This window comes from Acetobacter sp. P1H12_c (assembly GCF_018811975.1).
In the GTDB taxonomy this organism is placed as follows: Bacteria; Pseudomonadota; Alphaproteobacteria; order Acetobacterales; family Acetobacteraceae; genus Acetobacter; species Acetobacter persici.
On record NZ_JACRVR010000001.1, the window covers coordinates 37,058 to 49,430 of the forward strand.

A 12,373-nucleotide genomic window follows, 5' to 3' on the forward strand; every position below is an offset into this window, starting at 1 on the left:
TTTAGAAAAACAGGAAACGCCGGGGGTCAGACCTCCGGCGTTTTTTGTGACTGCGAAGCAGGCTGCTTCTGGCCGGGCCTGATACGGCCCAGCGTATTCATCAGCGCCACACCGGCCAGAATAATGGCTCCCCCTAGCAGCATCCGCCAGTCGGGCACTTCCGCCGTGATCAGAAACGCCAGCAATAATGTTGTGGGAGCCAGCAGATAGATAAAGCCGGAGGAGCGGGCAACGCCAATCCTGCCCACCACATGCGCCCAGGCCCCGTAGCCCAGAATGGCGGGAAAGACAGCAAGCTGCACAACCAGAAGCCAGCCGGACACGGGTGCCGCCTGTAAACTGCTCAACGCCTGCGGAAGCCATGGAGTAAGCAGCACTGCACCAATAATCAGCACGTAAGCCGTTGTCGCCAAAGCCCCATATACTGCCACAAGTTTTTTCTGGACGGCATTATAAACCGCAGCGGAAAACGCCGCCCCCAGCACATCCGCCGCACCGGAGCCAAATGTCAGGCCGCCCGGCTGCCCCTGCGCAACCAGTATCACCCCCCCAAAACTGATCAGGGAGCCGACCCAGCCCCAGACAGACAGTCGCTCCCCCATTATGCCCACCGCAAGAAGTGCCGCAATGAGAGGTGAAAAGCTGATGAGCAGACTGGCCGCCCCGGCTGAGACGGTCTGCTCCCCCACATTGAAGAGGATATTATAAAGGGAAATGCCTATCGCGCCGCACACAGCAAAACGCGGCAGATCCTGCACACGCGGCAACCGGGGGCGCGTCCAGCCAACCCATAGCAGCGCCAGCAGTGCGGCCAGCGCGTACCGCGCTGCGGCCAGAGGAATGGGGGGCAAAAACTGCAACGCCAGCCGCACTACAGGATACGAACTGGCCCACGATAAAATTGCCAGCGCCGCAGCAAAAACAGGCACCGGCGGGTGGGATGCAGGCAGGGTGTCAGCCGGTGTGCCCCGCGCAGACTGTGCATCCATGCTCTTTTTTACTCTCTGCGTAAAACCTGATCTGTCATGAAAGAAGCAATTTTTCCGGCCACAAAGTCACGCTTCAGAGCCGTTTCATCATACTCATCGCGCACCCAGTCCAGAAACGGAATACGCCCTTCGGCTTCGGCCTGATACCGCAGGAAAAACGCATCCAAAATACCGGTCCGGGACTGGCGGAAATGCCCGAACCGCCAGGACAGTTCCTTCAGCGCCCGCTCCGCCGTGCCGCCTTCAAACAGGATCACCAGCCCGGATGCCAGCCCGGCCCGGTCCGCGCCGGATTTGCAATGCATCAGCATCGGGAATGCAATCTGCTGATACAGGCCTGCAAAACGCAAAATGCGGTCCCGGTGCGGTGCGCCCCGGCTTTCAAACGCCATATCCACATGGGCCAGCCCCAGTCTGGCCGCCGCAGTGCGGGACAACGCATCGGACCCGCACTTCCGGTGGCCGCGCAGATTTACCAGCGTACGCAGCTTAAACCGCCGCATGGCCCATTTCAGGCGCGCCGGGGTGGGGTGATTACAGCGGTACACCTTACCCGGCACCACGGCGTGAAAGTTTGTCCAGACCAGCCGGAAAATGGCGTGGTCCACAAACAAACTGTCGGTCCATGCCCGCGTACGACCGGCAAGGGAGGAAAGATGGCCGTCAAACACGAACTACACTGCTCCGTTCCATGGAAAGGACTGGTGTCTCACCCTGCTCCTTCAGCGTCAATATTTTCAACCCCCGCTCGTCCTTCAGGGGTTAGGCCGCACATCCAGCCTCAGGCAAAAAAATGTCAGGTCCAGCCAGCGGCCAAATTTGCAGCCAACCTCTTTCATCACCCCCGTCGCTTCAAACCCGAACTGCCTGTGCAGCGCGGCAGAACCGGTATTGGCGGCATCAATCCCCGCCACCATGACGTGCTTCCCCTGCGCACGCGCCTGCTCAATCAGGGCCTGCATCAGCAACCGCCCGACACCCTGCCGCTGGCACTCCGGATGCACATAGACGGAATGTTCCACTGTCTGCCGGTATCCGTCCCACGCCCGCCAGGGGCCAAAGGTCGCATAGCCTGCCACCCGCCCTTCCGCTGAGACAGCCACCAGAACCGGATACCCCGCCTGCTGGCGCTCCCGTAGCCATGCCAGACGGTTTGCATCATCCACTACCTGATCATTCCAGATGGCCGTGGTATGCAGAACTGCATGGTTATAAATGCTGGTAATCTGCGGGATATCCTCCGGACAGGCGTCACGAACCGTCGTCATCTTTCTGTTCCCGAAATCTGTAGAGTGAAAAAGAGAATTTATTCGGTCCGCTTGTATGTCTGTGCGGAACATTTACGGCATAAACATACTCATAATAGTCCTGAAGCCACTGGCAGACCGGCGCTTCCATCACATGCCGCGCACACCCTGCATAAGGGGCTATAACAAAGCGGGGATGCTGCCGAAGGTCCTGCATATAACGCATCCATGCGTGATCACCGAACAGAATATCGATATGTGTGCTGAACAGATACACATCGAACGGTTTTAGATCAGAACGATAAAAAACCGCGTGGTAAGTGCGAATATTCAGAACTGGCGCATCCCCGACCAGCCGCGCCACCTCGGCATAATCCACATGCGCCATATCCCGCGCGATATTGAAATTCTTTTTCGTCTCAAGCCCCACACAGACCAAAGAGAGCCCCAGCAGAGGCATCAGAGACAGAGTGGAAGGGCGTGCCCCCTCTTTCCACAGAATAGCGAGCATGAGCACAACCGGCGCAAAACACAGCGTAAAATAATGATCAAAAGCATGCCCGGAGAGCAACGTCGCCGGAAATGAGGACAGGAACCAGACTGGCAGGATCAGGGTACGGCGGGTCGCCTCCTGCCGCAGGCCGGGTGGAAAGCGCCTGACCCATGCCACCAGCACCGGAGCCATCAGAGCACCGTAAAAAACCATGCGCAGAACGCCCGGTATGCGTTCCGATACCGCAACACCATAGTGGTGCAGAAACCCAAACTGCATGGAAAAATACGTCTGCAACGCGCCCTGTCCGGCAAAAGCATACGGCGCAAACAGCACCCCAAAGCCTGCCAGCACTCCCAGCCCTGCCAGCATGCAGCGGGAAAGCCGGAACCATCCGGGAGAGAGCAGTATCAGCGCCACAGGTCCAACAAGGCACACAGCCGCCAGATAATTGATTGAAACCGTAAAAGCCGCGACCCATCCAGCCAGAAAGAACAGGGCTGAGGCGTCTGTCTCAATACCCCTGAGCAGGGCCGCAAGACACACTGCTTGCCCCGTTACCACAACAAGTTCTGTATTGCCTGACAGCACATCAAAAAGAGCGCCACAGACACTAAAAAGAGCAAAGGCGGTTATCCGGCTGAATGACCCGAACGTACGGCCAAGGGCGACAAAAACCCCGATCAGAAGTCCTGCCAGAAGTGTAAATTTGCCCGGATAAAAAGGAACAATCCGGTCCCACACCCCATAGAACAGGTAAGCCCCCAAGGGTTTGTGATCAAAAGCATACTGGTAGGGCAGGGCGTGGTCCCGCAGCAGACCGCGCCCGACGATGGCGTAATAGGCAGGATCTCCATCCGAGAACGGAATGATGGCGTAACTCAGCACATAGAGCACAACGCCACAAAACAGCAGGACTTGTAGCCCGCGCAAGCCGACTCCGGAGAATATCCGCTTTGAGAACAACAGATTTTTCCTGTCTTCTCGCCTTTGCACACCCCTATCCTCTGCACTGTCTGACGGGCTGCAAGACTATGCCTGTCTTATCAAAAAAACAAAAACCCGGCGCGCCTGCATGACGCACCGGGTTTCCGCATTTTTCACTCAAACCTTACAGATCAGAGAGGCTGACCTGCCCGGAAAACCGTGTCTCTCAGGCTTTCCGTTCAATCTGCAATTCTTTAATCCGGCCAATCGCCTTGGCAGGATTAAGCCCTTTGGGGCAGGTCTGCGTGCAGTTCATAATAGTCCGGCAGGCATAGAGCTTGAACGTATCTTCCAGATCATCCAGCCGGTTTCCGGTATGTTCATCACGGCTGTCTGCAATCCAGCGATACGCCGCCAGCAGCACTGCCGGGCCAAGATACTTGTCCCCGTTCCACCAGTAGGAGGGGCAGGACGTGGTGCAGCAGAAGCACAGAATGCATTCCCACATACCGTCCAGCTTGGCGCGCTCTTCAATGCTCTGCTTGCGCTCGGCATCTGGCGGCGGTGCGCTGTCTGACTGCAACCACGGGCTGATGGAACGCAGTTGCGCATAAGCCCCATCAAGGTTGGACACCAGATCTTTGACAATCGGCATATGCGGCAACGGATAGATGCGCACATCACCCTTGATGTCCTTGATCGGCTTCAGGCACGCCAGCGTGTTTTCACCATCAATATTCATCGCGCAGGAGCCGCAAATCCCTTCGCGGCAGGATCTGCGGAATGTCAGCGTGGGGTCCACATCGTTCTTGATGTGGATAATGGCATCGAGCACCATCGGCCCGATGGTATCCAGATCCACTTCATAGGAATCCACAACCGGATTTTTATCATCATCCGGCGTCCAGCGATAAACCCTGAACGTTCTGACATTTTTAGCGCCAGCCGGAGCGGGATAGGTTTTGCCTTTCCCGATCTCGCTGTTGCGCGGCAGTCTGAGTTCGACCATGTTCGCCTCCCTTTTTCGCCCGTTCTACCCGTCGGCTCAGTAAACGCGCTCTTTGGGTGGGAAGACCTTCACGTCATCCGTCAGGGTCTTCAGATGCACCGGACGGTAGGTCAGCTTCACGCCGCCTTTCTCATCCAGCCAGGAAACGGAGTGCTTCATCCACTCCTTGTCGTCACGTTTGGGGAAATCATCCCGCGCATGCGCGCCACGGCTTTCATGCCGGGCCAGCCCGCTTTCCAGCGTGACTGTTGCATTGGCCAGAAGATTTTCAAATTCCAGCGCTTCCATCAGGTCACTGTTCCAGATCAGTGAGGAATCAGAGACGGAAATATCCCCAAGGTCAGCCCAGATCTGGTGAATTTTATCAACACCTTCCTGCAGACTTTCCTCAGTGCGGAAAACGGCTGCGTGGGCCTGCATGTCACGCTGCAAACGGTCACGCATGGCGGAAACCTTGGTGCCGCCCTTAGCGTAACGCAGCTTGTCCAGACGGTCGAGCGCGGCATCCCCGGCACCCGGCGGCAGCGGCTTGATAAAGTCGGTCGGTTTGACAATTTCCGCCGCACGTTTGGCCGCAGCACGCCCAAACACAATCAGATCCAGCAGCGAGTTGGTGCCCAGACGGTTTGCACCATGCACGGACACACAGGCGGCCTCACCCACAGCCATCAGGCCGGGCACAACCGCATCCGGGTCTTTCTCTGTCGGGCGAACAACTTCACCGTGAATATTGGTCGGAATCCCGCCCATATTGTAATGCACCGTCGGCAGAACCGGCACGGGTTCCTTAGTAACATCCACACCGGCAAAAATACGCGCTGTTTCAAGAATACCCGGCAGACGCTGGTGCAGAAGGTCTGACCCAAGATGCTCAAGATGCATCATGATATGGTCTTTCTTCGGCCCGCAGCCACGGCCTTCCTTAATCTCGATCGTCATGGCGCGGGAGACCACATCGCGCGAGGCAAGATCTTTTGCAGTCGGCGCATAACGCTCCATAAAGCGTTCGCCTTCGGAATTGGTCAGATACCCGCCTTCACCACGGCAGCCTTCCGTCAGCAGGCAGCCTGCGGGATAAATCCCTGTCGGGTGGAACTGCACGAATTCCATATCCTGCGTCGGCAGACCGGCCCGCATGGCCATGGCATTGCCATCACCCGTGCAGGTATGGGCGGAAGTGCAGGACTGATAGGCACGGCCATAGCCGCCCGTTGCCAGCACCACCATCTTGGCGTTGAAGCGATGGATCGTGCCGTCATCCTGACACCAAGCCATCACACCACGACAGGCGCCATCTTCATCCATAATCAGATCAATGGCGAAATATTCGACAAAGAACTCAACATTATGTTTCAGGCACTGCTGATACAGCGTGTGCAGAATGGCATGGCCCGTACGGTCAGCGGCGGCGCAGGCACGCGGCACAGGGGCCTTGCCGTAGTCGCTCATATGGCCACCAAACGGACGCTGGTAGATCTTGCCATCTTCCGTGCGGGAGAACGGCACACCAAAATGTTCCAGTTCCTGCACGGCGGGCACAGCCTCGCGGCACATATATTCAATGGCGTCCTGATCGCCCAGCCAGTCAGACCCCTTCACGGTGTCATACATGTGCCAGCGCCAGTTATCCTCGGCCATGTTCCCCAAAGATGCCCCGATGCCGCCCTGAGCGGCCACCGTGTGACTCCGTGTGGGGAAAACCTTGGTCACGCAGGCGGTTTTGAGGCCTGCGGCCCCCATGCCCAGCGTGGCGCGCAGGCCGGAACCGCCTGCTCCAACAACCACGACATCATAAGCGTGATCGACAATCCGGTAAGCTCCCCGGGACGGAGAGGTATTGGCATTCATCGTGACGGCGCTCCCATGTGCGTTCGGCCTGTCATGTCTTCAGATTGCGTGCCGCCGCGACATGTGGCGCAAACAGGCGGCACCGGGTTCAGCTCTGGTCAGGACCGCCGGTTACCGGCAGCCACAAGTTTTATCACCGCAAACACGCCCAGAAGCCCGAGCAGAGAGGTAACGAGTTTGACCAGAATACGGGTCGGCAGATGCGCCTTGCCATGCACATAGTCATCCACAATCACCTGCAGGCCGAGCTGCGCGTGATAGAAGGTGGTAATGATCAGCGCGGTCAGCATGGTGGCGTTCACCGGCTTGCCGCCCCATTTCACAACGTCCTTATGGTCTGCGCCGCCAAGGCGGAACATCTGGACGATAAACCATGTTGAAAGCGGCAGAAGAGACGCCGCCGTCACACGCTCGGCCCACCAGTGCGCCGTGCCGGAGCCACCGGCCCCAAGCCCGCGCGCACGGCCAAGCTGCGAGCGCATCACCTCGATATGAGGAGCGGAATCAGTCATATCAGGATGCCTTTCCTGCTTTGGCCAGCGCCCGCGCCCGGCGGGCGGCAACGCCCAGAAGGCCTGCGGCCAGCACAGTGCTGACACCGGCGGTCACCCCAACAGCAACCGGGCCATCCTTGTTAAGCTCTTCCTTGTCATAGCGTTTGCCACTATCCCAGATCAGGTGCCGGATGCCGCCAACCGTGTGATACACGACTGACGCCAGCCAGCCGACCAGCACAAGCTGCCCGACCGGGTTGCCCGTCACCTTGCGGGCTGTGGCGAATGCTTTTGGTCCTTTGGCCGCAGCGGCCAGCCAGAACACACCCAGAGCAGCGCCGCCGGTAGCAGCAACGCCCGTCAGGCGGTTTGTAATTGAAAGAACCATAGACAGGCGATAGCGATAAATTTGCAGATGCGGCGACATGGGCCGCTGAATGAGTCTGCCGTCACTTCGGGTCCCTACGTAAAGGGCCTTGCGGATATCCTGCATTGTCAGCCTCGTATCCTGTCCGTCTATCCCTTACGCCGGCCCAGACCGGCGTTTCTGCATCGAAATTTGTCCTACGCCCCAACCTGCGGACCGGTCAATTCAGGCAGCCAACACGAGGCCGCGAGCCGGGGCGACCTCACTCAGCCGTGTCTGGGAAGGAGGTCGAGGGCAATCATCGTCTCGGCAATCTGCACCGCGTTCAAAGCGGCACCTTTCCGCAGATTATCGGACACGCACCAGAAGGCGAGACCATTGGGAACAGTCGGGTCGACACGAAGACGTGAGACGTAGCTTGCATCTTCGCCCACGCACTCAATTGGAGTCACATAGCCGCCATCCTCGCGCTCATCGCGCAGAATCACGCCGTCCGCCTCACGCAGGGCCTCACGCGCACGGGCCAGATCCACCGGCTCTGCAAATTCCGCCACAACGGCTTCTGAATGACCGATAAACACCGGCACACGGACACAGGTTGCGATCACGGACACGTCAGGGTCGAGAATTTTTCTCGTCTCGACGGCCATTTTCCATTCTTCTTTGGTCGCGCCATCATCCATGAAGCGGTCAATCTGCGGAATGCAGTTAAAGGCAATCTGCTTCTGGAACTGCTCAATCTTGGGCGGATCATTCACAAAGCTGCCGCGTGTCTGGGCAAACAGCTCATCCATCCCGTCTTTCCCGGCGCCGGAGACGGCCTGATAGGTCGAGACAACAACGCGCTTGAGCGTAAACAGATCATGCAGCGGCTTGAGGGCCACAACCATCTGAATGGTCGAGCAGTTGGGGTTGGCAATAATATTGCGCTTCATGCGCTTGAGGGCATCCGGGTTAACTTCCGGCACCACCAGCGGCACATCCGGGTCCATGCGGAAATGGGAGGTGTTATCAATCACCACGCAGCCCGCTTTGGCCGCAATCGGAGCGTATTTGGCGGAAACAGACCCACCGGGGGAGAACAGGCCGACATCCCAGCCCTTGAAATCGAATGTTTCAAGATTTTGGACCTTCAGCACCCGGTCCCCGAATGAGAGTTCACGCCCGGCAGAACGCGGAGACGCCAGCGCGACAATATCGTCAATCGGAAAATCCCGCTCGGCGAGTGTCTTTAAAATTTCACGCCCTACTGCTCCGGTGGCGCCTACAACTGCAACCCGATACCCCATAACTCTTCCCTTACTCATTCCTGCCAAAGCCTGACCGGGCGGGGAATCTAGACCAAACGGGGCAAAAATGGAATTGCGGCACGCGCGGAAAACCGGGCGGGAGCGGGAGGCTGGTTTTCACCGCTCACAATCTGGTGATGAGCGGGATTTCCTGATAACAGGGACACGCCGCGCAAAAAGAAAAGACACGGCTCTCTGGAAACCATTTCCAGCAACGAAAAACCAAAAAGGACCGGGACAATGTCAGGAAAAATGAAAGCTGCGATCGTCCGCGAATTTGGCAAACCTCTGACACTTGAAGAACTGGATATCCCCGAAATCCGTCCGGACCAGATTCTGGTGAAGATGATTGCCTGTGGTGTCTGCCATACAGACCTGCACGCCGCCGCCGGAGACTGGCCCAAAAAACCGAGCCTTCCATTTATCCCCGGCCATGAAGGCGTTGGCACCATCGTCAAGGCCGGCAGTGCTGTCTCCCATGTGCGGGAGGGGGATGTTGTTGGTGTGCCCTGGCTCTATTCCGCCTGCGGACATTGTGAACACTGCCTTGGCGGATGGGAAACACTCTGCGGCAAGCAGGAAGATACCGGCTATTCCGTCAACGGATGCTTTGCGGAATATGTGGTGGCGGACCCGAATTACGTGGCTCTCCTCCCCAAAGGCGTCGACCCTGTGCAGGTCGCCCCGGTGCTGTGCGCGGGGCTTACGGTCTATAAAGGCCTGAAAATGACCGATACCAAGGCCGGAAACTGGGTTGCCATTTCCGGTGTAGGCGGCCTTGGCCAGATGGCCGTGCAATATGGCGTCGCGATGGGGCTGAATGTTGTCGCGGTGGATATTGACGATGAAAAACTTGCCATCGCCCGGAAACTTGGCGCAGCACTGACCGTTAACGCCAGAGAGACAGACCCGGCGGCTTTCATGCAGAAAGAAGTGGGCGGTGTGCATGGCGGTCTGATTACTGCTGTGTCTACCAAAGCTTTTTCTCAGGCCATGGGGTATGTCCGGGCCGGGGGAACACTCGTTCTCAATGGTCTGCCACCCGGTGACTTTCCGATCTCGATCTTCGATATGGTAATGAACGGCACCACCATCCGCGGATCCATTGTCGGGACACGCCTTGATATGATTGAGGCCCTGTCCTTCTTTGCAGACGGAAAAGTGAAATCGGTTACGCAGACAGACCGGCTGGAGAACATAAACTCTATTTTTGAACGCCTCGAGGAAGGGAAGGTGGAAGGCCGGATTGTTATCGACTTCCGGGCCTGACTTTTCCGGGGCTTTCGGAAAGGCTCAAGAATATGGCTTACAAAACCGTTAATCCGTACACCAACGAGACGATCGCCACTTTTCCTGACCTGAAAGATGCCGAACTGGAGTCTCTGCTGTCACAGGCAGAGAAAACCTACAAAAACTGGCGCGGAACGTCTTTTGCCGAACGCGCCGGCATCCTGCACAAAGCCGCCAGACTGCTGCGTGACAAAAGTGAAGACTACGCAAAGCTGCTCACACTTGAAATGGGCAAGCTGAAGCGGGAAGCACTGGGGGAAGTCGCCCTCTCTGCCGATATTCTCGATTATTACGCCGAAAATGCCGAGCAGTTTCTGGCCCCGCAGAAAGTCCCCGGTGGCAGCGAGCGGGGAGATGATGCCGTTATCGTCAGCCAGCCGCTCGGAGTGTTGCTGGCTATTGAGCCGTGGAATTTCCCTTACTACCAACTCGCCCGTGTGGCAGGCCCGCACCTGATGGCCGGGAATGTGGTGGTGGTAAAACACGCCTCCATTGTTCCCCAGTGTGCTGCGGCGTTTGAAAAACTGTTCCATGAGGCTGGTGCTCCGGCAGGACTTTACACAAACCTGTTTGCTACACGCGAGCAACTGGAAAAGCTGATTGATGATCCGCGCATTCAGGGTATTGCGCTGACGGGAAGTGAAGGGGCCGGGGCCGCCGTTGCAGCACAGGCAGGCAAGAACCTGAAAAAGACCACCATGGAACTGGGCGGCAGCGACGCCTTTATTGTTCTTGATGATGCTGATCTTGAAAAATCCGTCAAATGGGCGGTGTGGGGCCGCATGAATAATGGTGGCCAGTGCTGTGTGGCCTCCAAACGCATTATTGTGCAGGACAGCATTGCAGACCAGTTTTTCAAACGGTTTAGTGAAGAACTGGGGAAACTTATTCCCGGAGACCCGTCAGATGATGCTACGGGGGTGCCGCCCATGTCCTCGCAGTCCGCTGCGGACCAGATTAACAAGCAGGTTGAAGAGGCCGTTAAAAACGGGGCCAAGGCGCATCGCGTAGGGCCGACACCCCCCAATCAGGGCGCGTTTGTTCAGACCACAATCCTGACAGACCTGACCCGCGAGAACCCTGCTTTTTATCAGGAATTTTTCGGTCCTGTTGCGCTGTTCTTTACTGTTAAGGATGAACAGGAAGCCATCGCTCTGGCAAATGATACCCCTTATGGTCTGGGTGGATCTGTCTTTACGCAAAACACCAAACGCGGTGTTGAGGTCGCAAAACAGATTTACACAGGCATGGTCTATATCAATCATCCGACATGGACCAAACCTGACCTGCCCTTTGGCGGCGTAAAACGCTCCGGCTACGGACGGGAGCTGGCGATGCTGGGAATTGAAGAATTTATCAATAAAAAGCTGATCAACGTCGTGCCGATTGATGCTCCGGCCTGACCCTATAACAGGCTGAGACCAAAAAAGGCGGCAGACTATGTTCTGCCGCCTTTTTTATGTTTTCCGGAACGTGTTTAATGGATTCTAAAGTTTAGCGTAATGTCCTGAACTCTACGCTTCTTTTTAAATTGTAATTTTTTGATCCTGCCTGACTACATGCTCCACCAGACGCACACCCGTTTCAACCAGCTTTTCCGTCAGTCGCGCGCCTGTTTCAGCAGAACAAAGCTGCGGATTTCCCCGCCCGACACCCTCAGACGCTGTACAGTCCCCCTCAAGCGGCACAAAAATAAGAGCACCGCCCAGGTCAAGCGTTCCAAAATCTGAAACCTTGAGACCCCACGCCGTTTTATCTGCCTTGTGTTCTGGAATCGGATCTTCCCGGACCAGATCGGGCAGAAGATGCATCCCGATGCTTGTCAGAGGGTTAGCGCCATGCCCGCCTGACTGCGACGCGCGTTCGGCGCCCACAATCTGCGGTAAAAACCCGGCGGCAACACGCCACAGGTAGAAGCTGGGGATGATAACCTGATCGCGCAGCCAGAGGCTCCGTGTCACATCATGGATCATGGTGCAGTTGCCACCATGCCCGTTCAGGATAATCAGGCGCGTCAGCCCATGCCGAAGCAGGCTTTCCAGCATATCCCGCAGGACAGCCTGAAGAGTGGTTTGAGAAAGAGCAATACCACCCGGCATATATCCAAAATAATCCGCGCCGCCAAAAGGTAGAACCGGGGCAACATAGACTTCATGCCCGGCCTGGGCAGATTTTCTGGCAATTTTTTCGGCCATCGCATCCGCCAGAAGGTAATCCCCCATTGGCATATGCGGCCCCTGATCTTCAAAGCTCCCCAGAGGCAGCAGAATAACTGGGGCTCGCGCAACGGCTTCCCGCATTTCAGATGCGGTCAGGTGCGCCATATGGAATTTGGTCTGAACCATACCGGCATTCTTTCAAAAAAAATCAGGCAGGACCGTTTTAAAAATGGTCCTGCCTGAAAACTCTTTTTACATTCC

The 12,373-nt window shown here is 56.9% G+C and carries 12 protein-coding genes; 2 read left to right on the top strand and 10 right to left on the bottom strand.

Annotated elements, in window-relative coordinates; all coding sequences use genetic code 11:
- Positions 1-26 precede the first annotated feature (26 nt).
- The 9 genes from KP699_RS00175 to KP699_RS00215 form a co-directional block, all read right to left on the bottom strand.
- Complete coding sequence (locus tag KP699_RS00175; protein ID WP_215761216.1) at positions 27-989, bottom strand: DMT family transporter; 963 nt, start codon at positions 987-989, stop codon at positions 27-29.
- A gap of 8 nt (positions 990-997) precedes the next feature.
- Complete coding sequence (locus KP699_RS00180; RefSeq protein ID WP_212375647.1) at positions 998-1,660, bottom strand: fused DSP-PTPase phosphatase/NAD kinase-like protein; 663 nt, start codon at positions 1,658-1,660, stop codon at positions 998-1,000.
- An 84-nt stretch (positions 1,661-1,744) separates the two neighbouring features.
- Entirely contained in the window at positions 1,745-2,257 is a 513-nt protein-coding gene (locus tag KP699_RS00185) for a GNAT family N-acetyltransferase (RefSeq protein WP_215761218.1), read from the bottom strand.
- Positions 2,241-3,662, bottom strand: a complete 1,422-nt coding sequence (locus KP699_RS00190) for a hypothetical protein (protein WP_215761219.1) — start codon at positions 3,660-3,662, stop codon at positions 2,241-2,243. The genes KP699_RS00185 and KP699_RS00190 overlap by 17 nt, the downstream gene beginning before the upstream one ends.
- Positions 3,663-3,882: 220 nt before the next feature.
- Positions 3,883-4,665, bottom strand: coding sequence for a succinate dehydrogenase iron-sulfur subunit (locus tag KP699_RS00195; RefSeq protein WP_025828324.1), 783 nt, complete (start codon positions 4,663-4,665; stop codon positions 3,883-3,885).
- A 36-nt stretch (positions 4,666-4,701) separates the two neighbouring features.
- Positions 4,702-6,513, bottom strand: coding sequence for a succinate dehydrogenase flavoprotein subunit (gene sdhA, locus KP699_RS00200; protein ID WP_077930779.1), 1,812 nt, complete (start codon positions 6,511-6,513; stop codon positions 4,702-4,704).
- A 98-nt stretch (positions 6,514-6,611) separates the two neighbouring features.
- The gene (gene sdhD / locus KP699_RS00205; protein ID WP_025828319.1) at positions 6,612-7,025 is read right to left on the bottom strand and encodes a succinate dehydrogenase, hydrophobic membrane anchor protein; all 414 of its coding nucleotides are present in this window, start codon (positions 7,023-7,025) and stop codon (positions 6,612-6,614) included.
- 1 nt (position 7,026) lies between these two features.
- The gene (sdhC, locus tag KP699_RS00210; protein ID WP_077930778.1) at positions 7,027-7,500 is read right to left on the bottom strand and encodes a succinate dehydrogenase, cytochrome b556 subunit; all 474 of its coding nucleotides are present in this window, start codon (positions 7,498-7,500) and stop codon (positions 7,027-7,029) included.
- Between the two features lie 140 nt (positions 7,501-7,640).
- A complete protein-coding gene (locus KP699_RS00215) occupies positions 7,641-8,663 on the bottom strand; it encodes an aspartate-semialdehyde dehydrogenase (RefSeq protein WP_077930777.1) in 1,023 nt (340 codons plus the stop codon).
- A gap of 240 nt (positions 8,664-8,903) precedes the next feature.
- Between KP699_RS00215 and adhP the strand changes: the two genes are divergently transcribed.
- Both adhP and KP699_RS00225 read left to right on the top strand, forming a co-directional pair.
- Entirely contained in the window at positions 8,904-9,932 is a 1,029-nt protein-coding gene (gene adhP, locus KP699_RS00220; protein WP_215761221.1) for an alcohol dehydrogenase AdhP, read from the top strand.
- A gap of 32 nt (positions 9,933-9,964) precedes the next feature.
- The gene (locus KP699_RS00225; RefSeq protein ID WP_215761223.1) at positions 9,965-11,356 is read left to right on the top strand and encodes an NAD-dependent succinate-semialdehyde dehydrogenase; all 1,392 of its coding nucleotides are present in this window, start codon (positions 9,965-9,967) and stop codon (positions 11,354-11,356) included.
- Positions 11,357-11,479: 123 nt separating this feature from the next.
- Here KP699_RS00225 and KP699_RS00230 read toward each other — a convergent pair whose 3' ends face one another.
- The gene (locus KP699_RS00230) at positions 11,480-12,298 is read right to left on the bottom strand and encodes a creatininase family protein (RefSeq protein WP_252346706.1); all 819 of its coding nucleotides are present in this window, start codon (positions 12,296-12,298) and stop codon (positions 11,480-11,482) included.
- Between the last annotated feature and the right edge of the window lie 75 nt (positions 12,299-12,373).

Coding starts and splice junctions, on each gene's coding strand:
- KP699_RS00175 (WP_215761216.1), bottom strand. CDS start 989: ATGGATGCACAGTCTGCGCGGGGCACACCGGCTGACACCCTGCCTGCA.
- KP699_RS00185 (WP_215761218.1), bottom strand. CDS start 2,257: ATGACGACGGTTCGTGACGCCTGTCCGGAGGATATCCCGCAGATTACC.
- KP699_RS00195 (WP_025828324.1), bottom strand. CDS start 4,665: ATGGTCGAACTCAGACTGCCGCGCAACAGCGAGATCGGGAAAGGCAAA.
- sdhA (WP_077930779.1), bottom strand. CDS start 6,513: ATGAATGCCAATACCTCTCCGTCCCGGGGAGCTTACCGGATTGTCGAT.
- sdhD (WP_025828319.1), bottom strand. CDS start 7,025: ATGACTGATTCCGCTCCTCATATCGAGGTGATGCGCTCGCAGCTTGGC.
- sdhC (WP_077930778.1), bottom strand. CDS start 7,500: ATGCAGGATATCCGCAAGGCCCTTTACGTAGGGACCCGAAGTGACGGC.
- KP699_RS00215 (WP_077930777.1), bottom strand. CDS start 8,663: ATGGGGTATCGGGTTGCAGTTGTAGGCGCCACCGGAGCAGTAGGGCGT.
- adhP (WP_215761221.1), top strand. CDS start 8,904: ATGTCAGGAAAAATGAAAGCTGCGATCGTCCGCGAATTTGGCAAACCT.
- KP699_RS00225 (WP_215761223.1), top strand. CDS start 9,965: ATGGCTTACAAAACCGTTAATCCGTACACCAACGAGACGATCGCCACT.
- KP699_RS00230 (WP_252346706.1), bottom strand. CDS start 12,298: ATGGTTCAGACCAAATTCCATATGGCGCACCTGACCGCATCTGAAATG.